Raw genomic sequence first — 22749 nt, forward strand, 5'->3', positions numbered from 1 at the left:
CCAAAAAAACGTTGGCCGCAATCGCGAGATTGCGGCCAACGTTTTGTCTTGCGCCAACGCGCGACGGCTTACCAGCAGCGCTTGATCAGCCCGGCCAGCTGCACCAGACGGCCGTGGAAAAAGTGACCCGCCTCCGGCAGCACGATCACCGGAAGGTGCTGCGACCGCGCCCACACCATCACGTTTTCCAGCGGCACCACCTCGTCCGCCTCGCCGTGGATCACCAGCGTATCGGCCGGCACCTCCGGCGTCGGAATCGCGTACTTGCCCACCGCCGGCCCCATCAGCAACAGCTTGTCGGCGTCGATACGCGCACGGGTGCGCGCCGCAACGAAGCCACCAAAGGAGAAGCCGGCCAGCGCCAGCGGCAATGCACCGTGCTGCGCGCGCGCGTAATCGACCACCGCGATCACGTCGTCAACCTCGCCGATGCCGTGATCGTGCTCGCCGCCGCTGTTGCCGACGCCGCGCAGATTGGGCAGGTAGCAGGTATAGCCCAGCTGCGACAGCGCCTTGGCCGCGGTCTGGATCACCTTGTTGGTGTTGGTGCCACCCTGCGTCGGATTGGGGTGGCAGACCACGGCGATGCCGGTCTGCTCGCCGACGGCGGGGATGACGATGGTTTCGAGCGCGCCGACCGGGCCGGCGATGTCGATCTTCTGCATCGCTTTCAGCATCAGATTTTCAGCCTTTCCACGATACGGCCATGCACCATGTGTTCCTCGACGATCTCGTCGATGTCGGCCTTGTCGATGAAGGTGTACCAGGTCTCCTGCGGATACACCACCAACACCGGACCTTCGTCGCAACGACCGAGACAGCCGGCCTTGTTGACGCGGATCTGGCCGCTGCCGTTGAGGCCGCGCGCCTTGATCTGGTCTTTCATGTAACCCAGCAGCTCGCTGGAGCCGAGGTTGTTGCAGCACATTTCGCCTTCGGCGCGCTGGTTGCAGCAGACAAAAACGTGTTTGTCGAAAAAGCTCATCGGGATTCCCTGTCTAGACCTGCGGCCAACCTTGTAACTATGCAAGGTTGGCCGCAACAAATTGCTTAACCGTCGGCGTCGGCCCAGCCGGACATGCCGTGCACCGCCGCGTTGTCGAACTTGGCGTAGTGGCCGAGGAAGGCCAGCCGCACCTTGCCGGTGGGGCCGTTACGGTGCTTGCCGATAATAAGCTCAGCCATCCCCCGGTCCGGAGAATCGGCGTTGTAGTACTCATCCCGATAAAGAAAAAGAATCAAATCAGCATCCTCTTCAATAGCCCCAGAGTCTCTCAAATCACTAACAATCGGACGCTTATCAACACGCTGCTCTACATTACGTGACAACTGGGATAGTGCAATTATCGGAACTCGTAACTCTCTCGCCAAAATTTTTAGCTCTCGGGAAATTTCACCCAGCTCAATCGCACGATTGTCAATACGCCCGGTTCCGGACATTAATTGCAAATAGTCAATGACAATTAAGCCAAGTCTACCTCCGTGCTGATCAGCGAGGTCACACGCTCTGGCACGAATATCAGACACAGACAACCTTGGAGTATCATCAATATACAAAGGGACATCGGCTAACTTTCCTATTGCATAAGTGAGCTTTTGCCAATCTTCGTCACCCAACTTACCAGTTCGCAGAATCATCGAATCCAAACACCCAACAGACCCTAATGATCGCTGCACTAATTGCTCACTGCTCGTTGCCATAGAAAACACAGCCACTGGCAAACTTGCTTCAATAACAACGTGCTCAACAATATTCATTGCAAAAGCCGTTTTACCCATTGCAGGGCGAGCCGCCACAACTACTAGCTCCCCAGGCTGTAAACCAGATGTTTTCTCATCCAGATCGGTAAAGCCAGAAGGAATTCCAGTAACACGATCAGGATTGTCACTTGAATAAAGATTGTCAATACGCGCAACTATTGCTTCAAGGATGGAAGGTATCTCTTGAAAATTTTCCGAAAAGTCATTTCCAGGTTGGTTATGGTTTATTTTGCTCATATGACCTCTTGGATAACAGAAAAATAGGCAGCGCGTTGTGGCACTTTTTTATGGCCCCACAGCTTTTAATAAAACGACATTGAAAACTCTCAGTAGTTGAAGCAACAAATGAATTTGCTTAACCGTCGGCGTCGGCCCAGCCGGTGACGCCGTGTATCGACGCGTTGTCGAACTTGGCGTGCATGCCCAGCCACGCCAGGCGCACCTTGCCGGTGGGGCCGTTACGGTGCTTGCTGATAATGGCTTCCGCCAGGCCCTTGTCCGGCGAATCGGGGTTGTAGTACTCGTCGCGGTACATGAAGATGATGATGTCGGCGTCCTGCTCGATGGCACCGGATTCACGCAAGTCGGACATCATCGGTCGCTTGTCGGTACGCTGCTCCACGCTACGCGACAGCTGCGACAGCGCGATCACCGGTACCTGCAACTCCTTGGCCAGGCCCTTCAGGCCGCGCGAGATCTCGCCCAGCTCAGAGGCGCGGTTGTCGCTACGGCCGGAGCCCGACATCAGCTGCATGTAGTCGATCACGATCAGGCCGAGCTTGCCGCCGTGCTGGCGCGCCAGACGTCGCGCGCGGGCGCGCAACTCCAGCGCGGTCAGCGCCGGGGTTTCGTCGATGTACATCGGTGCATCGGACAGCTTGCCGATGGCGTAGGTCAGCTTCTGCCAGTCCTCGTCGCCCAGCTTGCCGGTACGCAGGATGTGCTGGTCCAGCCGGCCGACCGAACCCAGCATCCGCATCACCAGCTGGGTGCCGCCCATTTCCATGGAGAACACCGCCACCGGCAGGCCGGCCTCGATCGCCACGTGCTCGGCGATGTTCATCGAAAACGCGGTCTTGCCCATGGACGGGCGGCCGGCGACGATCACGAGGTCGCCCGGTTGCAGACCGGAGGTCTTGGCGTCCAGATCGGTAAAGCCGGTCGGGATGCCGGTAACTTCGTCCGGATTATCGCGGCTGTACAGCATGTCGATGCGCTCGACCACCTCTTTCAGCAGCGCCGGCATTTCCAGGAAGCCCTGCTTGGACTTGGCGGTGGATTCCGCGATCTGGAACACCTTGCCCTCGGCCTCGTCCAAGAGCTGCGCCGCGTCGCGGCCCAGCGGATTGTAGGCCGACTCGGCGATCTCGGTGCCGACCAGCGCCAGCGAGCGCATCACCGAACGCTCGCGCACGATCTCGCCGTAGCGGCGGATGTTGGCCGCCGACGGCGTGTTCTGCGCCAGCATCGCGAGGTAGGCCAGGCCGCCGACGCTACCCAGCTCGGCATTCTTGTCCAGGCTTTCGGAAACGGTGACCACATCCGCCGGACGCGCGATGTCGACCAGCTTGGCGATATGCTTGAAGATCACGCGGTGATCGTGGCGGTAGAAGTCGGCCTCGGTCAGCAGGTCGGCAATCTTTTCCCAGGCGCTGTTGTCCAGCAGCAGGCCGCCCAGTACCGATTGCTCGGCCTCGATCGAGTGTGGCGGCGTGCGGATGGCCGCCACCGAGGTGTCGTTGAAATCGTAATCGCTCATAAAGCTCGGGGTATCCGGTGATGCCATTTAGCCGTGCTACGGCCAACCGCTGGCGTGCGCCGGCGCACGCGACAAGGTTGGCCGCAGCCAGGCAGGAGAGAGCGTGATTCTAACAGTTTTTGCCGGCGACAAAGCCGGAAGACCACGCCCACTGGAAGTTATAACCGCCCAGCCAGCCGGTGATGTCGACCACCTCGCCGATGAAGAACAGCCCCGGCACGTCGTTGGCCATCATGGTCTTGGACGACAGCGCCCTGGTGGACACCCCGCCGCGGGTGACCTCGGCCTTCTTGTAGCCCTGGGTGCCGTTGGGCAGCACGCGCCAGTTGTGCAGCGTTTCCGCCAGCTGGCGGCGCTTTTTCGGTGACAGGTCGCGACCGCGCACATTAGCGCCCTGCCCGTCCAGCCATGCCTCGGCAAAGCGCTTCGGCCAGCCCAGCTCGCCCATGGTGTTGGCCAGCAACTGCTCGCTGCTCGCACGTTCCTCCAGCCATGCCTCGGCATCCAGATCCGGCAGCAGGTCGATGACGATCTCCTGCCCCGGCTGCCAGTAGCTGGAAATCTGCAGGATGGCCGGCCCGGACAGGCCCTTGTGGGTGAACAGCACGTTCTCGCGGAAGCGCACCTTGCCGATGCGCACCTCGGTATCCAGCGACACACCGGCCAGCGGCGCGAAGCGCGCGGCATCCTCGACGTGGAAGGTCAACGGCACCAGCGCTGGATCTAGCTTTGTTACCGGCAGGCCGAACTGCTCGGCGATCTGGTAGCCGAAGGCGGTGGCGCCGATCTGCGGGATCGACAGCCCGCCGGTGGCGATCACCAGCGAGTCGCAGCTGAAGTCGCCGGCGCTGGTTTCCAGCCGGAACGCCTCGTTGCGGCCAACCTTGTGCACGGTGACCTCCATGCGCCGGTCGACGCCGGCGGCACGGCACTCGGCATCCAGCATGTCGATCAGCTGCTGGCTGCTGTCGTCGCAGAACAGCTGCCCCAGTTTCTTCTCGTGGTAGGCGATGCCGTGGCGCTCCATCAGCGCGATGAAATGCTGCGGCGTGTACTGCGCCAGCGCCGAACGGCAGAAATTCGGATTCTCCGACACATAGCAGTCATGACGGGCGTGCACATTGGTGAAGTTGCTGCGTCCGCCACCCGAAATGCGGATCTTCTCCGCCAGTTTAGCGGCGTGATCCAGCAGCAGCACGCGGCGGCCGCGCTGGCCGGCGGTGGCCGCGCACATCATGCCGGCGGCACCGGCGCCGATCACAATTACGTCGAAATGCACAAAGCGAACCTTTAGTGTAGTGATTTAGTCAAGAATTGGCGCATTCGCACAATTACAGTAAACTTCATTGGTCGAACAGCGCATGCTGTTTTACTTTCTAACTCTGGAGAGCACGATGGAACACAAACTGCCCGAACTGCCGTACGCGCTGGACGCCCTGGCACCGATCATTTCCAAGGAAACCCTGGAATTCCACTACGGCAAGCATCACCAGACTTACATCACCAACCTGAACAACCTGATCAAGGGTACCGAGTTCGAGAACGCCTCGCTGGAAGAAATCGTCAAGAAATCCTCCGGTGGCATCTTCAACAACGCCGCCCAGGTATGGAACCACACCTTCTACTGGTTCGGTCTGGCCCCGAACGCCGGTGGCGAGCCGACCGGCGCACTGGCTGACGCCATCAACGCCAAGTGGGGTTCCTTCGACGAGTTCAAGAAAGCCTTTGCCGCCTGTGCCGTTGGCACCTTCGGCTCTGGCTGGGCCTGGCTGGTGAAGAACACCGACGGCAGCCTGGACCTGGTTTCCACCAGCAACGCCGCTACCCCGCTGACCACCGACAAGAAAGCGCTGCTGACTTGCGACGTGTGGGAACACGCCTACTACATCGACTACCGCAACAGCCGTCCGAACTACCTGGAAGGCTTCTGGAAGCTGGTGAACTGGGACTTCGTGGCGAAAAACTTCGCTGCCTGATCCCTGCCCTGAGGGCAAAACCAGAAAAGGCCCCTTGCGGGGCCTTTTTGCTGGCTGACGTTTTACTGATCCGCCGGCTGCTGGCTGATCATCACCTTGTCGTGATTGCGCAGCTCGTCCAGGTAGGAGATCAGCACCGTGTTAGCCGACATCTCGCCCAGCACACCCTTCAGCTGCGCCAGCTCCGGCGCCGAAGCGGTCGGTGCCTTGTCCACATTGTCGATGCGATAGATCACGTAGTCGCCATTGTCGCGGCGGGCACCGGCAAACGCCGGCAGCTTGCCAACGTTGGCCGCAAACACCGCACGCAGCTCCGGCACGGCCATGCCGTTGGCGGCGCGGCGCGACACCTTGCGCAGCGCACCCCAGGCCTGGCCATCCACACCTTTGCCGGTTTTGAACTCGGCCAGCAGCTGCAGGCCGCGCTTCTCGGCACGGTTGGCCGCCTCGCGCGCGGTCAGCTCGGCGCGCACTTGCGCCTGCACCTCGGCCAGCGGCTTCTGGCGCTGCGGCTGGTACTGCTTCACGCGCAGTACCACCGTATTGCCGGCAGACAGTTCCACCGGTTCGCTGTTGTGCTTCTTCTTCAGCACATCATCGCCGTAGACCGCTTCCAGCACCTTGGCATTGCCCAGTACAGCGTCACCGGCGATGCCGCTACGGCTCATCGCAGGGCCGGTCTTCACGGTCAGCTTCAGCTGTTCGGCCAAGGCCTGCAGCGAATCCGGCTGCTGGTAGGCAAGTTCGCCCATCTTCTCCAGCTGTGCGCGGTAGCTAGCACCGGCCTTGTCACGCTTCAGCTTCTCGATCACCGCCGCCTTCTGGCCGGCGAAGTCGACGGGCTTCACCTCATCCAGCTTCAGGATGTGGAAGCCGAATTCGGTTTCGACCACACCGCTGATCTGGCCCGGCTGCAGCGCAAAGGCGGCATCCTCGAATGGCTTGACCATCGCGCCACGGGCAAAGAAGCCGAGGTCACCGCCCTGCTCGGCGGAGCCCGGATCCTGCGAGCGGGCCTTGGCCAATGCGGCAAAGCCGGCCGGATTGGCTTTGACCTGCTGCAGCAACGCTTCCGCCTGTGCCTTCACCGCCGCCTTGGCTTCCGGCTTGGCCCCCGCATCCACAGTCAGCAGGATGTGCGACACGCGACGTTCTTCGCTGCCGAATTCCGTCTTGTGCTTGTCAAAATAGGCCTGTGCCTCGGCATCGCTGACCACCTGCGTTGCCGCCACCTCTCCCAGCGACAGCGACACATACTCGACCACCGCCGACTCCGGCTCCTGGTAGCGCGTCTTGTTGCTGTCGTAGTAGGCCTTGACGGCGGCGTCATCGATCTTGACGTCGGCGGCAAAGCCGGCCGGCGAGATCAGCACTTCGCGTACTTCGCGCGATTCGCCGAACAGCGCACCCATGCGGGCCAGCACGCTGGACGACACGAAATGGGTATTCAGGTACGGCGTGATCTGCGTCTGCAGCATCAGATCGCGACGGACATCGGCCTCGAAATCGTCGGCCGAGCGATAACGGCCCTTGATGAATTCGGCGTAACGGGCCGGGCTGAACTTGCCGTTTTCCTGGAAGGTCGGGATGGCGGCAATCGCCTGACGCAGCTGCTCCACGCTCGGTGTGATGCCGTTGCGCTCTGCCGCAGCAATCAGCAGTTGCTGGCGAATCAGGTTTTCCAGCACCGCCTGGCGCGTCGCGGCATTGGCCGGCTGGCCCTCCAGCTGACGCTCGACATCGCGGGCAAAGATTTTGTTGTTACCGACTTTGGCCAGGAAAGGCTCGTCAACGGCAGCGGTATAGCTACCTACACCAAAGCCGACAAAGGTCAGCGCCACCGCGCCAAGAATGATCTTGATCGCCGCTTGATTGTTCTGGACAAAATTGAACATGGATCGGTTTGTTACCAAAAAAACAAGGTGAACGGTTTTGCCGTTCACCTTGCTGTTTGTCTGGCGGAGTCTGTGGCCGGGGCCACGACACTTGCTGCCTCAAGCCTTCAAGTGCACTCCCCTCACAAGACGACAGGGCGGGAACCAACCTGTCTCCCGGCTACCCGGGAAGGTGCACTCTTACAGCGCGTCTTTCAGTGCCTTGCCAGCACGGAATTTCGGAGACTTGGCTGCAGCGATGGTAATGGTCTCGCCCGTTTTCGGGTTGCGGCCACTACGCTCTGCGCGTTCGCCAACATAGAAAGTACCAAAGCCTACAACAGTGACGGTATCGCCGGCCTTCAGCGCGTCAGTTACGGCATCGATCATGCCATCCAGCGCCTTGCCAGCAGCTGCTTTAGAAATGTCTGCTTTGGCGGCAATCGCGTCAATCAGTTCAGACTTGTTCACGTTAAGTCCCCTTTCGTCGTTCTCGGTGTACGTAGTACTGAAATAAACCGCTTGCTTTATAACAAGGCCAAAAACCTTGTGTCAAGCGGCTTCCAGCTGGGGTCAAGCCTGAATCAACCCCTTCTGGAAGCCGATGCTAGCGCGCTTTTCCAGCTAAATCAAAACAAAGCGTCATTAGTGCGTTACAACAGGGGCATTCGGCGCATCATCCGCCGCCGGATTTGCAACAGTCGGCGCAGTATCGGCCAGCGGCTGCGGCGCATGCTCCAGCGCCAGTGCCAGCACCTCGTCAAACCACTTCACCGGATGGATGTCCAGCTTGTTCTTGATGTTGGCCGGAATCTCGGCCAGATCCTTGACGTTGTTCTTCGGAATCAGCACGTGCTTGATGCCGCCACGCTGCGCCGCCAGCAGTTTTTCCTTGAGACCACCGATAGGCAGTACTTCGCCACGCAGGGTGATCTCGCCGGTCATCGCCACGTCGGCACGTACCGGTATGCCTGTCAGCACCGAAACCAGCGCGGTAGCCATGGCAGCGCCCGCAGACGGCCCGTCCTTGGGAGTCGCCCCCTCCGGCACGTGGATATGCATGTCGTGCTTCTCGTAGAAGTCCGGACGGATACCCAGTTGCGCGGCGCGGCTACGCACCACGGTCATCGCGGCGGTAATCGATTCCTGCATCACCTCGCCCAATTGGCCGGTACGGATGATGTTGCCCTTGCCCGGCAAGGCGGCAGCCTCGATGGTCAGCAACTCGCCCCCCACCTCGGTCCACGCAAGGCCAGTCACCTGACCGATGCGGTTCTGCTCTTCGGCAATGCCGTATTCGAAGCGCTGCACACCCAGGTACTTGTCGAGGTTTTTCGGCGTCACCGTCACCTTGCCGGCCTTGCCGTCTTTTTTCAGCGACTGCTGCGTCACCACCTTGCGGCAGATTTTGGCAATTTCGCGGTCCAGGCTACGCACCCCGGCCTCGCGGGTGTAGTAGCGCACGATGTCGCGGATCGCAGCCTCCTGGATCACCAGCTCGCCTTCAGCCACGCCGTTGGCCTTCATCTGCTTGTCGACCAGATACTTGACGGCAATGCTGACCTTCTCGTCCTCGGTGTAGCCGGACAGACGGATGATCTCCATGCGGTCCAGCAGCGCCGGCGGAATGTTCAGCGAGTTGGCCGTCGCCACGAACATCACGTCGGACAGATCGAAATCCACCTCGGCGTAATGATCGACGAAGGCGTGATTCTGTTCCGGGTCGAGCACTTCCAGCAGTGCCGACGACGGGTCGCCGCGGAAATCGGCGCCCATCTTGTCCACTTCATCCAGCAGGAAAAGCGGGTTTTTCACGCCGGCCTTGCTCATGTTCTGCAGCACCTTGCCCGGCATGGAGCCGATATAGGTACGGCGGTGACCACGAATCTCGGACTCGTCACGGACGCCGCCCAGTGCCATGCGCACGAACTTGCGGTTGGTAGCGCGGGCAATCGACTGCCCCAGCGAGGTCTTACCCACACCAGGCGGCCCAACCAGGCACAGGATGGGCGCCTTGAGCTTGTCGACACGCTTCTGCACCGCGAGGTATTCCAGGATGCGTTCCTTGACCTTCTCCAGACCGAAGTGGTCTTCGTCGAGAATGGCTTCGGCGGCATCGATTTCCTTGCTGACCTTGGTTTTCTTCTTCCACGGCAGATCAAGCAGGGTTTCGATGTAGTTGCGCACCACGGTGGCCTCGGCGGACATCGGCGACATCATCTTGAGCTTCTTGAGCTCGGCCATCACCTTGTCCTTGGCCTCTTTCGACATGCCGGCCAGCTTGATCTTTTTCTCAAGCTCGTCGATCTCGCTGGCTTCATCGTCCTCGCCCAGCTCTTTCTGGATCGCCTTGACCTGCTCGTTCAGGTAGTACTCGCGCTGGCTCTTTTCCATCTGGCGCTTGACGCGGCCACGGATGCGCTTTTCCACCTGCAGGATGTCGATCTCGCTTTCCATCAGCCCCAGCAGGTGCTCGATGCGAACCTGGATGTCGAACATCTCCAGGATTTCCTGCTTCTGCTCCAGCTTGAGCGGCAGGTGCGCGACGATGGTGTCGGCCAGACGGCCAGCGCGGTCGATACCGTTGAGCGAAGACAGGATTTCGCTCGGGATCTTCTTGTTCAGTTTGACGAACTGCTCGAACTGGGCCAGCAGTGCGCGACGCAGCGCTTCCACTTCGGCGGTATCGGCACCGTCCAGCGCTACCGGAGTGATATCGGCAGTAAAATACTCGTCGGCATCGCCATGCACCAGATCGACCTTGGCACGCTGCCGGCCTTCGACCAGCACCTTGACCGTGCCGTCCGGCAGCTTGAGCATTTGCAGAATGGTCGCCACGGTACCGATGGCATGCAGGTCCTCGGCAGACGGTTCGTCCTTGGAAGCCGAGCGCTGGGCCACCAGCAGGATCTGCTTGCCGTCATCCATGGCTTTTTCCAGCGCACGAATGGACTTGGCACGCCCGACAAACAGGGGGATGACCATGTGGGGGAAGACAACGACATCGCGCAGCGGCAGCAGAGGCAGCGTGGCTTTATCAGTGAGTTCGGTGGTTTGTGGCATATCACCTAACCTTAACAGGGAGGAATTCAGTTGCGATTACAGATAAGGGCATGTTGACACTTATCAAGCATGCTAAAGCAGATCGCGGTAGTTTTAAAATAAAAAACCGCCGTTACCGGCGGTTTTCTGGGGTGCTGAGCAATCAGGCAGACTGTGCCGTCTGGTCGTCCGCATCCTGATAGATGAATAGCGGCTTGTCGCCCTTCTCGATCACTTTCTCGTCGACCACCACACGGGTCACGCCATCCAGCGACGGCAGCTCGTACATGGTATCCAGCAACGCACGCTCCAGAATCGAACGCAGGCCACGGGCGCCAGTCTTGCGAATCAGCGCCTGCTTGGCGATCAGACGCAGCGCGGAAGGCCGCACTTCGAGATCGACCTTTTCCATCGAGAACAGACGCTGGTACTGCTTGATCAGCGCATTCTTCGGCTGGGTCAGGATGTTGACCAGCGCCTCTTCGTCCAATTCTTCCAGCGTTGCCACCACCGGCAGACGGCCGATCAGCTCCGGAATCAGGCCAAAACGGATCAGGTCTTCCGGCTCGACATCCTGGAACAACGCCGACAACGACTTGCCGTCATCCTTGGAGGTCACTTCGGCGCCAAAGCCGATGCCACCCTTTTCCGAGCGACGACGGATGATCTTTTCCAGACCATCGAACGCACCGCCACAAATGAACAGGATATTGGTGGTGTCGACCTGGATGAATTCCTGGTTCGGATGCTTGCGGCCACCCTGCGGCGGCACCGAGGCAACCGTACCTTCGATCAGTTTCAGCAAGGCCTGCTGCACGCCCTCACCCGATACGTCGCGGGTGATGGACGGGTTCTCGGACTTGCGCGAGATCTTGTCGATCTCGTCCAGATACACGATGCCACGCTGCGCCTTTTCAGGATCGTAGTCGCACTTCTGCAGCAGCTTCTGGATGATGTGCTCGACATCCTCGCCCACATAACCGGCTTCGGTCAGGGTCGTGGCATCGGCAATCACGAACGGCACGTCCAGCAGGCGCGCCAGTGTTTGCGCCAGCAGCGTCTTGCCGGAGCCGGTCGGGCCGATCAGCAGGATGTTGCTCTTCGCCAGCTCGACGTCGTCCTTGCTGCTTGCCGTGTACAAACGCTTGTAGTGGTTGTACACCGCAACCGACAGGGTTTTCTTCGCCTGCTCCTGGCCGATGATGTGCTGATCCAGGCTGGCACGGATTTCCTGTGGCGTCGGCAATTTGGCCGCCACCTCTTCCGGCGTGGCCGCGTCGCCCAGCTTGGCCTCCAGCTCTTCATGAATGATGTCGGTACACAGGTCGACACATTCATTACAAATGTAGACCTGCGGGCCGGCGATCAGACGCTGCACTTCGTGCTGGCTCTTGCCGCAGAAAGAGCAGTAAAGCAGTTTTTCGCTGTTCTTGTCAGCCATTCACACCATTCCCGAATTAGGCAGCCACTTCGGCACGCGAAGTCAGCACTTTGTCGATCAGACCGTAAGCCAGCGCCTGCTCCGCGGACATGAAATTGTCACGCTCGGTGTCTGCCTGGATCTGTTCCAGCGTCTGGCCGGTATGCTTGGCCAGCAATTCATTCATCTGCAGCTTGGTTTTCACCAGTTCGCGCGCATGAATCTCGATATCGGTCACCTGGCCACTCAGGCCGCCGCCGTACAGCAACGGCTGGTGAATCATGACCCGGCTATGCGGCAGCGTGAAACGCTTGCCCTTGGCGCCGGCGGACAGCAGGAAAGCACCCATGCTGGCAGCCTGGCCAATACAGAGGGTCGAGATGTCCGGCTTGATGAAGTTCATCGTGTCGTAAATCGACATGCCGGCGGTAATCGACCCGCCCGGGGAATTGATGTACAGATAGATGTCCTTGTCCGGGTTCTCCGACTCCAGGAACAGCATCTGTGCCACGACCAGATTGGCCGATTCATCGGTGACAGGCCCGACCAGGAAAATGATGCGTTCCTTGAGCAGGCGGGAGAAGATGTCATAGGCACGTTCGCCGCGACCGCTCTGCTCCACCACCATGGGCACCAGCCCCAAACCTTGCGGTTCAATCATCGATTTCATCGACCTCTCCGGATTACAGTTGATTATTGGCCGTTGTTGCCCATCAAGGCATCAAACGACAGTTCCTTCTCGACAACATTGGCACGGGACAGCACAAATTCAACCACGTTGTCTTCCAGAACCATCGAAGTCGGGCCTTCCAGGCGATCCGGGCTGGCGTAGTACCAGCTCAGCACGTCTGCCGGCTGCTCGTAGCTGTCGGCAAACTCTTCGATCATGGCCTTGACCTGCTCAGGCTTGGCTTCCAGCTTGTTGGCTTCCACCACTTCCGCCAGGATCAGGCCCAGTGCCACGCGGCGCTCGGCTTGCTGGGTGAACAGGTCGGCCGGCAGCGGCATGTCTTTCATGGCCATGCCACGCTGCTCCAGGTCCTTGCGGGCCTGTTCCATCAGGCGGCCAACTTCCAGCTCAACCAGCGACTTAGGCAGCTCGATGGTGGTCGCATCCAGCAGCGCCTGCATTACCGCTTCCTTGTTGCGGGCAGTCAGGCGACGCTTGACTTCACGCTCCACGTTCTTGCGGATTTCGGCACGCATTTTTTCCACGTCACCGTCGGCGATACCCAGCTGCTTGGCCAGCTCTTCGTTCACTTCCGGCAGTTGTGCTTCGGCAACGCTCTTCAGCGTGATTTCGAAGACTGCGGTCTTACCGGCAACGTCCTTGCCATGGTAGTCCTCAGGGAAGTTCACGGTCACGCTGACAGTTTCGCCTTCCTTCAGGCCTTTTACGCCGTTCTCGAAGTCAGCCAGCATCTGGCCCTGACCGATCATGAACGGGAAGTTTTCGGCGGAGCCGCCTTCGAAGGCCACGCCGTCGATGCTGCCCTTGAAGTCGATGATCACGCGATCGCCTTCGGCGGCGGCACGCTCAACGTGGTTGAAGCGGGTGCGCTGCTTGCGCAGGATGTCGATGGTCTTGTCGATCTCGGCATCGGTTACTGGCGTGTTCGCCTTTTCGATTTCCTTGCCGGCCAGATCGCCTACCACAACTTCCGGATAAACCTCGAAGGTGGCGGCGAACTTGAAGCTTTCGGCGTCGCCAGCGGCGTCAACCGATTCAAAACGCGGGTAGCCGGCTACGCGCAGCTTCTGCTCGACGGCGGCCTTGTAGAAGCCCTGTTGTACCTGCTCGCCCAGCACTTCTTCGCGAACCTGCGCGCCGTAGTTCATTTCGACGATCTTGGCCGGGGCTTTGCCTGGACGGAAACCCTGAATCTTGGCCGTGCGTGCCACGCGCTTCAGGCGCTCGGCAACTTGTGCGTCGATTGCCGCCATTGGCAAGGCAATGCTCATGCGACGCTCAAGGCCGCTCAACGTTTCCAATTGTACTTGCATGTCCAATCCTTAGATTTAAAGGTGTGGGAGATTAAAGCCAGAGACAAAAAGCAAGATGGCGGAACATTTTACAAGAACCGGCGGAACCTGCTTTTTGCACCAATTCAGAGGTATTGCCGAAGGCGGATCAGTCAGGGCGCCGCCCTGCTCGCCCGCATTCTGGCGACAAAAGCAAGGGATGAGTATAGCACGCAGCCACTAAATGAACAGTGCATCGCGTTTGTACGGGGTGCCACACAATTACGGCTCGGACAAACAAAAAACCGCCGAAACCTTTGCTGTGCTTGGGTTTGAGCGGTTCAGTGTTTTCCATGAAGCAATGTAGTGGTGCGAAAGGAGAGACTCGAACTCTCACGCCTCGCGGCGCTGGAACCTAAATCCAGTGCGTCTACCAATTCCGCCACTTTCGCGACTCACTGCCTTGCTTCAGCAGAGTGCGCATAATAGTAGACTAAGCATTGTCAGGCAAGATCCTGCGTCAAATATTTTTTGATGGCGAAACTATCCTGCAGGTATATTGTCCATGACCTGCATTACCCAAACAACAACAGCAAGGAGTCTCTTCGCCATGCAACCCAATATGCACACCACCTATCAAAGTACTGCACTGAGTGGCAGCCGTCACAAGGTGCTGCGCAATACTTACGCCCTGCTCGGCCTGTCGATGATCCCAACCGTCATCGGCGCGGCAGTTGGCGCCAACATGAGCTTCGCCTTCATGGCTGGCAGCCCGATCATGGGCATGCTCGCCATCATGGCGGTCTTCTACGGCCTGACCTTCGCCATTGAAGCCAACCGCAACAACGCTCTGGGCGTGCCGCTGATGCTGCTGTTCACGCTCCTGATGGGCGTGCTGCTCGGTCCCTTGCTGCAAGCCGCGTTCAAGCTCGCGAACGGCTCGCAGCTGATCATGGTGGCCGGCGGCGCAACCACGCTGGTTTTCGCCGTGATGGCCGGCATTGCCACCACCACCAAGCGCGACCTGAGCGGCATGGGCAAGTTCCTGATGGTCGGCGCCATCGTTCTGATGGTGGCCGTGGTTGCCAACATCTTCCTGCAACTGCCGCTGATGTCGCTGGTGATTTCCGCCGCCTTCGCGCTGTTCAGCTCGCTGATGATCCTGTGGCAAGTCAAAACCATCGTTGATGGTGGCGAGACCAGCTATATCTCGGCAGCACTGGGCATCTACATCAGCATCTACAACCTGTTCACCAGCCTGCTGCACCTGCTGATGGCTTTCGCTGGCGACCGCGACTAAACCCGCTCCCGCCAACAACAACGCCGGCCACATGGCCGGCGTTTTTCATTGCGGCCAACCTTGCGTCAACCGTTGGCACCATAAAAAACACCCCGCCGAGGCGGGGTGTTTTGTCTGCATCGCGGAGAACCGCTTAGCCGATCCAGCGGCGGGCGCTGGCGAACATGCGGAACCAGGCGCCGTTTTCGTCCCACTCCGCCGGATGCCAGCTGTTCTGCAGCGTGCGGAACACGCGCTCCGGGTGCGGCATCATGATGGTGAAGCGACCGTCAGGCGTGGTGACACCGGTAATGCCGGCTGGCGAGCCGTTCGGGTTCATCGGGTAGACCTCGGTCGGCTGGCCGTTGAAGTCCACGTAGCGCAGTGCGGTCAGCACCTGCTCCTGCGCGCCCGGGGCGAACACCGCGCGGCCTTCGCCGTGCGACACCACCACCGGCAGCTTGGAGCCGATCATGTCCTGCAGGAAGATGGACGGCGATTCGGTAACTTCGACCATCGCGAAGCGCGCCTCGAACTGCTCGGAAGCATTGCGCTTCAGTTTTGGCCAGTGCTGCGCGCCCGGGATGATATCCGACAGGTTGGACATCATCTGGCAGCCGTTGCACACGCCCAGTGCGAAGGTGTCGCCGCGACCGAAGAAGGCCTCGAACTGCTCGCGCGCCTGCGCGTTGAACAGGATGCTCTTCGCCCAGCCTTCGCCCGCGCCCAGCACGTCGCCGTAGCTGAAGCCGCCGCAGGCCGCCAGACCCTTGAAGTCGGCCAGCTGGATACGACCGGCGATCACGTCGGACATGTGCACGTCGACCGCCTCGAAACCGGCGCGGGTAAACGCCGCGCCCATCTCGATCTGGCCGTTGACGCCCTGCTCGCGCAGGATGGCGATGCGCGGACGCGCGCCGGTAGCGATGAACGGTGCCGCCGGATTGTCGCGGGTGTCGAAGGTCAGCTCGGCGAACAGGCCGCGCGATTCGGTATCGGCGATCTGCGCGTACTCGCTGTCGGCACCGGCCGGGTTGTCACGCAGACGCTGCAGACGGTAGCTGGTCTCGGACCAGGCCTGCTGCAGTGCCACGCGCGATTCGGCCAGCACCACCTGCTCACCATGCAGCAGGGTCAGGGTATTGTCGTCGGTCGGCACGCCGATCACGCTGGTTTCGGCGCCCAGGCCGGCGGCGGCAAAGCGCGCCAGCACTTCGTCGATCTGGTCGACGGCAACCTGCATCACCGCGCCCAGTTCTTCGTTGAACAGCACCGCGTTGACGTTGGCCGCATTGTCGTCGGTCAGCACCGACAGCTCGACCTGCGCACCGAGGTGACCGGCGAAGCACATTTCCGCCAGCGTGACGAACAGGCCGCCGTCGGAGCGGTCGTGGTAGGCCAGCAGCAATTCGTCCTGCACCAGCGACTGGATGGTATGGAAGGCAGCGGCCAGCTTGGCGGCCTGATCCACGTCCGGCGTCTGGCCGTTCATGTCGTTCCACACCTGGCCGAAGATCGAACCGCCAAGACGGTTGCGGCCGGCGCCCAGATCCAGCAGCAGCAGCGCGCTGTCGGTCGCCTGCAGCTGCGGGGTCACGGTCTTGCGCACGTCGGCCACCGGGGCAAACGCGGAGATGATCAGCGACAGCGGCGCGGTCACCGACTTCTTCTCGCCCTGGTCTTCCCATACCGTCTTCATCGACAGCGAATCCTTGCCCACCGGAATGCTGACGTCGATGTCGATACAGATGTCGGATACCGCTTTCACGGTGGCGTACAGGTTGGCGTCCTCGCCCGGATGGCCGGCAGCGGCCATCCAGTTGGCGGACAGCTTGACGTTGCCCAGTTCGCCCACGTTGGCCGCAGCCAGGTTCAGCAGCGACTCGCCCACCGACATGCGGCCGGCGGCCGGTGCGGAGAACAGTGCCGCAGGCGTGCGCTCGCCCATCGCCATCGCCTCGCCCTGGGTGGTGTTGAAGCCCATCGCGGTCACGGCCACGTCGGCCACAGGCACCTGCCACGGGCCGACCATCTGGTCACGCGCGGTCATGCCGCCCACGGTACGATCGCCAATGGTGATCAGGAAGGACTTGTCGGCCACGGTCGGGTTACGCAGCACGCGGTACGCCGACTCCTTGGTGTCGTATTGCGCGGCGTCGAGGGCGTCGGTCACCACCACACGGGTGGTCACGTCGCGGGTCATGCGCGGCGGCTTGCCGAGCAGCACTTCCAGCGGCATGTCGACCGGGTTGTTGTCGAAGTAGTCGTCGCGCACCTGCAGGTGGCCGTCGTCGGTGGCCACGCCCAGCACCGCGAACGGGCAACGCTCGCGCTCGCAGATGGCGGCGAACAGCTCCAGATCGGCCGGCATCACGGCCATCACGTAGCGCTCTTGCGACTCGTTGGACCAGATCTGCATCGGGGTCATGCCCTTTTCTTCCAGATGCACCTTGCGCAGATGGAAAATGGCGCCACGGCCGGCGTCGTTCACCAGCTCGGGGAAGGCATTGGACAGGCCGCCGGCACCCACGTCGTGAATCGACACGATAGGGTTGGCCGCACCGCGCTGCCAGCAGCGGTCGATCACTTCCTGGCAACGGCGTTCGATTTCCGGGTTGCCACGCTGTACCGAATCGAAGTCCAGGTTTTCGCTGTTGGCACCGGTATCCATCGAGGATGCCGCGCCGCCACCGAGACCGATCAGCAGGCTCGGGCCGCCCAGCTGGATCAGCAGCGCGCCTTCCGGAATCTCGTTCTTGAAGATCTGCTGTTCCTGGATGTTGCCCAGGCCGCCGGCGATCATGATCGGCTTGTGGTAGCCGCGACGCTCGCCCTGGAAGTTTTCTTCAAAGGTACGGAAGTAGCCGGCCAGGTTCGGACGGCCGAATTCGTTGTTGAACGCGGCGCCGCCGATCGGGCCTTCGATCATGATGTCGAGTGCCGAGGCGATGCGGCCCGGCTTGCCGTAGCTGGCGTCTTCCCACGGCTGCTGGAAGCCCGGGATGTTCAGGTTGGAGACGGTGAAACCGGACAGGCCGGCCTTCGGACGCGAACCGCGGCCGGTGGCGCCTTCGTCACGGATTTCGCCGCCGTTACCGGTGGACGCGCCAGGGAACGGCGAGATCGCGGTCGGGTGGTTGTGCGTTTCCACCTTCATCAGTATGTGGGTTGGCTCTTCGCTGTAGGCGTAGGTATTGCTGTCCGGCTGCGGATAGAAGCGCTCGATGGTGGCGCCGTCGATTACCGAGGCATTGTCCTTGTAGGCCACGCGGGTGCCTTCTGGATGCGCGTCGTGAGTGTCGCGGATCATGCGGAACAGCGACTTGCCCTGCTCCACGCCGTCAACGATGAACTGTGCATTGAAGATCTTGTGACGGCAGTGCTCGGAGTTGGCCTGCGCGAACATCATCAGCTCGACGTCGGTCGGGTTGCGCTCCAGCTTGATGAAGTTTTCGACCAGATAATCGACCTCATCCGGCGACAGCGCCAGACCCATGTCGAGGTTGGCCGCATCCAGCGCTGCCTTGCCGCCGCCGAGGATGTCGACGGTGGACAGCGGCTGCGGTTCGATGTGCACGAACAGGCGGTCGGCGTCGTCCAGCGACGGCAGCACGGTTTCGGTCATGCGGTCATGCAGGAGACCGGCCAGGGTTTGGCGGGCCTCATCGCTCAATGGCGCAGCGGCGGTAATGTGGAAGGCGATGCCGCGCTCGATGCGCAATACCTGCTCCAGACCACAGTGGCGGGCGATATCGGTCGCCTTGGAAGCCCACGGCGACAGCGTGCCAAGACGCGGCGTAACCAGGAAAAGATCGCCGGTAGGCTGCTGCGCCAGCGGCGGTTCGCCGTAGGTCAGCAATTTTTCCAGCACGGCGACTTGCGCCTCGCTTAGTGGCGCTTCACTTTCGGTAAAGTGCCAGTACTCTGCCGCAATAGTCAGATCGGGTAGACCTGCTTCGCGAGCAGCAGCAAGAAGTTTATCGAGTCGGAACTGGGACAGGGCGACACCGCCCCGCAGCTTGAGAACGTGCGACATTGGATACCCGCAACAATGAAGACAAGGATCAGGGAAGCGCGTCATAATACACGAAACCCCCTGTCTATATAAGGCCAGAATTCGTATTTTGTCTGACAGCAGGCGCCGTTCGCACGCGCTTACCCGCAAAAATTCAAGGAGTTACTTCAATGAAGAAAGTCGAAGCGATCATCAAGCCGTTCAAGCTGGACGAAGTGCGTGAAGCGCTGTCCGAAATCGGCATCAACGGCCTGACGGTGACCGAGGTCAAGGGCTTCGGCCGCCAGAAGGGACACACCGAACTGTATCGCGGTGCCGAGTACGTGGTCGACTTCCTGCCCAAGGTCAAGATCGAGGTCGTCATCGCCGACGATCTGGTCGATCGCGCCATTGAATCCATCGTCAGCACCGCCCGCACCGGCAAGATCGGCGACGGCAAGATCTTCGTCACCGCCGTGGAACAGGTGGTCCGCATCCGCACCGGCGAGACCAACGAAGACGCGGTATAAGCCGCTGATGCAGCAATGAAAACGGCACCCGAGGGTGCCGTTTTTTTCTGCCAGGGTTGGCCGCAAGGGCATCAGCCCCAGAACTTCCACCATGACTGCTCGCGCACTTGCCACGGCGTCTGCAGATAGCTGCTCTGCGGGAAGTTCAGCAGCAGCACACGACGGGCATCGGCCGCCATATCCTTCATGCCCAGCTGCTCGTAGGCCACCACGATGATGGCCAGCGCTTCTTCATTGTGACCGGTGTTGGCGTACTCCTTCACCACCGTCTGCGCGCGGTTGATCGCGGCAAGCCAGGCGCCACGCTTCATGTAGTAGCGGGCGACGTGCACCTCGCTGGCGCCCAGCGCGTTGATCAGACGCACCATCTTCTCGGTGGCATCGACGCTGTACTGGCTCTGCGGGAAGCGTGCCACCAGTTCCTGGAAGGCCTGGTACGATTCGCGCGCCGCTTTCGGATCACGCTCGCTCATGTCCTGGCCGGACAGGCGCGACATCCACGAGGTGTCCTCGTTGAAGTACACCAGGCCCTTCAGGTAGTACATGTAGTCCAGGTTCGGGTGCGACGGGTACAGGCGGATGAAACGGTTGGCCGAGGCAATCGCCAGCTCCGGCTCCGCATCCTTGTAATGGGTATAGGCTTCGTCCATCAGCGCCTGCTGCGCGTAACGCCCGTACGGGAAGCGCGCCTGCAAGGTTTCATACAGTTTCAGCGAACGCTGGTAGTTGCCGCCATCCAGCTCTTCGCGCGCAGTGGCGTAGATGCGTTCTACTGTCCAGCCACGGGTTTCATCCTTGGTATCCACCGTGGCGCAACCTGCCATCAACACGACGGCCAGCAAGGCTACAAAACTATTTTTCATGAGGTGTCCTTGTTTGACTGCCGTCGATTATAACCAAAACAGCATTTTGCGCACCCCCGCCGTTTCGGGCTCCGCGCAAACAGCAGCGGGACAATCCCGCCCGACTCCTTTAAAATCACCCGATTTACCTCACGCCAGCAAAGACATGAACGAACACGACACCAATCCCGACGAGCTACTGGACGACGACACCCTGGATAGCGAAGCGGAAACCGGCGGCGAGGCCAAACAGTTTACCGTGCCTTACGAGCTGTCCGGCGAACGCCTGGACGCCGCGCTGGCCAAGATGCTGCCGGACTACTCGCGCAGCCGCATGACCCAATGGATCAAGGACGACAAGGTCAGCGTCGACGGCAAAATTGTTCCCGGCAAGACCAAGCTGCTGGGCGGCGAGATCGTGCGCGTGGAAGTGGTTGCCGCACCGGAAGCGCTGTCCTACGTGCCGGAAGACGTGCCCTTCCCGGTCATTTTTGAAGACGAGCACCTGCTGGTGGTCAACAAGCCGGCCGGCATGGTGGTGCATCCGGCGGTCGGCAACTGGAGCGGCACCCTGCTCAACGGCCTGCTGTTCCGCCATCCGGAGCTCGCGCACATTCCGCGCGCCGGCATCGTGCACCGCCTCGACAAGGACACCTCCGGCCTGATGGTGGTCGCCAAGACGCTGCAGGCACAGACCGACCTCGTGCGCCAGCTGCAGGCGCGCACCGTGAAGCGCATCTACCGCGCGGTCGCCACCGGCGTGGTGCCCTACGACGGCAAGATCGAAACCCTGATCGGCCGCGACCCGCACAACCGCCTGCGCATGGCCGTGGTACGCTTCGGCGGCAAGCCGGCGATCACCCACCTGCGCGTGCTGGAACGCTACGACGACTTCAGCTACGTGGAATGCAAGCTGGAAACCGGCCGCACCCACCAGATCCGCGTGCACATGAAGGAAGCCAAGCATCCGCTGGCCGGCGATCCGCTGTACGGCAACGCCCGCCACCACGGCAGCGAAGCCGTCGACGAAGCGGTGCGCAATCTCGGCCGCCAGGCGCTGCACGCCTACAAGCTGTCGCTGGTGCACCCGGTGACCGGCGCCACCCACAGCTGGAGCGCGCCGCTACCGGACGACATGAAGGCACTGCTGGCGATCCTGCGCGACGAGCGCGAGATAAAGCTAAACAAGGCCAAGGCGCAGACACCGCTCGGCGCAGCGATGGAGGACGACGACGATGACTGGGACGAGGACGACTACGATGTGGAAACCCATTACATCCGCTGACACCCCCGCCGAGCCGGTCGACCTGTCGTGGCGCGAGGCCGGCTGGCCGCTGGCCGGCAAGGTCGGCACGCTGATCACCACGCGTGACGGCGGCGTCAGCCCGCCACCCTATGCCAGCCTGAACCTGGGCGACCATGTCGGCGACGATGCGGCCAACGTTGCCGCCAACCGCGCCCGCGTGCGCGAACGGCTGCCGGCGGAACCGGCCTGGCTGCAGCAGGTGCACGGCATTACCGTGGTCGATGCCGCCAGCGTCACGCCTGGCCAGCCACCGCAGGCCGACGCCAGCTTCAGCCGCACCCCCGGTGCGGTGTGCTGCATCATGACTGCCGACTGCCTGCCGGTACTGCTGGCCGATCGTGCCGGCACCGTGGTCGGCGCCGCCCACGCCGGCTGGCGCGGGCTACTGAACGGCGTCATCGAAGCCACCGTCAGCGCCATGAACGAGCCTGCGGCCAACCTTGTCGCCTGGCTCGGCCCGGCCATCGGCCCGGACGCGTTCGAGGTCGGTGCCGAGGTGCGCGACGCCTTCCTCGCGCACGACGTGCACGCGGTGCAGGCCTTCGACCCGATCGGCGACGACAAATACCTGGCCGACATCTACCTGCTGGCACGGCAACGGCTGGCGGCCATCGGCATCAGCGAAGTTTACGGTGGCGACGAGTGCACGGTGATCGACCGCGAGCGCTACTTCTCCTACCGCCGCGACGGCGTCACCGGCCGCATGGCCAGCCTCATCTGGATCAAGCCGTAAGCGGCAACACCAGATATTGTGGTCAACGGGCAGCTACGGCTGCCCTTTTTACTGGGCAAAACGTCGCATTCATGCCACATCATTATGATGTTGCAATGAGATGACAGGCGGCGCGGACACGGCAAACCCTTGTCATTACTGGGACTCTCGTTAGCGCCGCCACAAGCGTCGCACAATCCCAAAAACATTTCTCCTGCCGCAAAGCCAGCAACGGCGCGGGTTTGCACATTTCCGCCGCCTGTCAAGACTTGTTCCGCACCGCCTTAACCAC

17 protein-coding genes, 1 tRNA gene and 1 pseudogene are annotated in these 22749 nt (G+C 61.1%); 5 read left to right on the top strand and 14 right to left on the bottom strand.

Features of this window, described 5'->3' with window-relative positions; genetic code table 11:
* Window positions 1-68: 68 nt before the first annotated feature.
* From PQU96_RS13340 to PQU96_RS13360, 5 genes and pseudogenes are all read right to left on the bottom strand, one after another.
* Window positions 69-677, bottom strand: coding sequence for an alpha/beta hydrolase (locus PQU96_RS13340; RefSeq protein ID WP_272772898.1), 609 nt, complete (start codon window positions 675-677; stop codon window positions 69-71).
* A complete protein-coding gene (locus tag PQU96_RS13345) occupies window positions 677-985 on the bottom strand; it encodes a (2Fe-2S) ferredoxin domain-containing protein (protein WP_272772899.1) in 309 nt (102 codons plus the stop codon). The genes PQU96_RS13340 and PQU96_RS13345 overlap by 1 nt, the downstream gene beginning before the upstream one ends.
* 65 nt (window positions 986-1050) lie before the next feature.
* A pseudogene (dnaB, locus tag PQU96_RS13350) lies at window positions 1051-1956 on the bottom strand (replicative DNA helicase); the annotation flags it as partial.
* Between the two features lie 160 nt (window positions 1957-2116).
* Window positions 2117-3520 carry a replicative DNA helicase gene (dnaB, locus tag PQU96_RS13355; protein ID WP_272772900.1) on the bottom strand — a complete coding sequence of 468 codons (1404 nt, stop codon included), beginning with the start codon at window positions 3518-3520 and terminating at the stop codon, window positions 2117-2119.
* 109 nt (window positions 3521-3629) lie between these two features.
* Window positions 3630-4799, bottom strand: coding sequence for a BaiN/RdsA family NAD(P)/FAD-dependent oxidoreductase (locus tag PQU96_RS13360; RefSeq protein WP_272772901.1), 1170 nt, complete (start codon window positions 4797-4799; stop codon window positions 3630-3632).
* Window positions 4800-4914: 115 nt separating this feature from the next.
* On the opposite strand from PQU96_RS13360, the gene sodB reads away from it, so the two are divergent.
* Window positions 4915-5496 (top strand): superoxide dismutase [Fe], encoded by a 582-nt coding sequence (gene sodB, locus PQU96_RS13365; protein ID WP_189373482.1) that lies wholly within the window; start codon window positions 4915-4917, stop codon window positions 5494-5496.
* A gap of 62 nt (window positions 5497-5558) precedes the next feature.
* Here sodB and PQU96_RS13370 read toward each other — a convergent pair whose 3' ends face one another.
* From PQU96_RS13370 to PQU96_RS13400, 7 genes are all read right to left on the bottom strand, one after another.
* Window positions 5559-7391 carry a SurA N-terminal domain-containing protein gene (locus PQU96_RS13370; RefSeq protein ID WP_272772902.1) on the bottom strand — a complete coding sequence of 611 codons (1833 nt, stop codon included), beginning with the start codon at window positions 7389-7391 and terminating at the stop codon, window positions 5559-5561.
* A gap of 180 nt (window positions 7392-7571) precedes the next feature.
* Window positions 7572-7841, bottom strand: a complete 270-nt coding sequence (locus PQU96_RS13375; protein WP_017509554.1) for an HU family DNA-binding protein — start codon at window positions 7839-7841, stop codon at window positions 7572-7574.
* Between the two features lie 174 nt (window positions 7842-8015).
* Window positions 8016-10433 (bottom strand): endopeptidase La, encoded by a 2418-nt coding sequence (gene lon / locus PQU96_RS13380; RefSeq protein WP_272772903.1) that lies wholly within the window; start codon window positions 10431-10433, stop codon window positions 8016-8018.
* Window positions 10434-10575: 142 nt separating this feature from the next.
* Entirely contained in the window at window positions 10576-11853 is a 1278-nt protein-coding gene (gene clpX / locus PQU96_RS13385) for an ATP-dependent Clp protease ATP-binding subunit ClpX (protein WP_272772904.1), read from the bottom strand.
* Window positions 11854-11869: 16 nt separating this feature from the next.
* Window positions 11870-12502: an ATP-dependent Clp endopeptidase proteolytic subunit ClpP gene (gene clpP / locus PQU96_RS13390; protein ID WP_189373478.1), complete on the bottom strand. Its 633-nt coding sequence runs from the start codon at window positions 12500-12502 to the stop codon at window positions 11870-11872.
* 23 nt (window positions 12503-12525) lie between these two features.
* Complete coding sequence (tig, locus tag PQU96_RS13395; RefSeq protein ID WP_272772905.1) at window positions 12526-13836, bottom strand: trigger factor; 1311 nt, start codon at window positions 13834-13836, stop codon at window positions 12526-12528.
* A gap of 325 nt (window positions 13837-14161) precedes the next feature.
* Window positions 14162-14246: transfer RNA gene (locus tag PQU96_RS13400), tRNA-Leu, on the bottom strand.
* Between the two features lie 158 nt (window positions 14247-14404).
* Here PQU96_RS13400 and PQU96_RS13405 point away from each other — a divergent pair.
* Window positions 14405-15094, top strand: coding sequence for a Bax inhibitor-1/YccA family protein (locus PQU96_RS13405; protein WP_272772906.1), 690 nt, complete (start codon window positions 14405-14407; stop codon window positions 15092-15094).
* Between the two features lie 133 nt (window positions 15095-15227).
* Here the strand turns inward: PQU96_RS13405 and purL are convergent, their stop codons facing one another.
* Window positions 15228-19109, bottom strand: coding sequence for a phosphoribosylformylglycinamidine synthase (gene purL / locus PQU96_RS13410; protein WP_272772907.1), 3882 nt, complete (start codon window positions 19107-19109; stop codon window positions 15228-15230).
* Window positions 19110-19258: 149 nt separating this feature from the next.
* Here purL and PQU96_RS13415 point away from each other — a divergent pair, with 149 nt between their 5' ends.
* Window positions 19259-19597, top strand: coding sequence for a P-II family nitrogen regulator (locus PQU96_RS13415; RefSeq protein WP_189373474.1), 339 nt, complete (start codon window positions 19259-19261; stop codon window positions 19595-19597).
* A 71-nt stretch (window positions 19598-19668) separates the two neighbouring features.
* On the opposite strand, the gene PQU96_RS13420 is transcribed toward PQU96_RS13415, so the two are convergent.
* Window positions 19669-20460: an outer membrane protein assembly factor BamD gene (locus PQU96_RS13420; RefSeq protein ID WP_272772908.1), complete on the bottom strand. Its 792-nt coding sequence runs from the start codon at window positions 20458-20460 to the stop codon at window positions 19669-19671.
* Window positions 20461-20605: 145 nt separating this feature from the next.
* Between PQU96_RS13420 and rluD the strand changes: the two genes are divergently transcribed.
* Together rluD and pgeF are read left to right on the top strand one after the other, a co-directional pair.
* Window positions 20606-21724, top strand: a complete 1119-nt coding sequence (gene rluD / locus PQU96_RS13425) for a 23S rRNA pseudouridine(1911/1915/1917) synthase RluD (protein ID WP_272772909.1) — start codon at window positions 20606-20608, stop codon at window positions 21722-21724.
* Entirely contained in the window at window positions 21699-22478 is a 780-nt protein-coding gene (gene pgeF, locus PQU96_RS13430; RefSeq protein WP_272772910.1) for a peptidoglycan editing factor PgeF, read from the top strand. Before rluD ends, pgeF begins: the two co-directional genes overlap by 26 nt.
* Window positions 22479-22749: the final 271 nt, after the last annotated feature.

The sequence above is a fragment of the Vogesella margarita genome (genome assembly GCF_028548475.1).
Lineage (GTDB): Bacteria > Pseudomonadota > Gammaproteobacteria > Burkholderiales > Chromobacteriaceae > Vogesella > Vogesella margarita.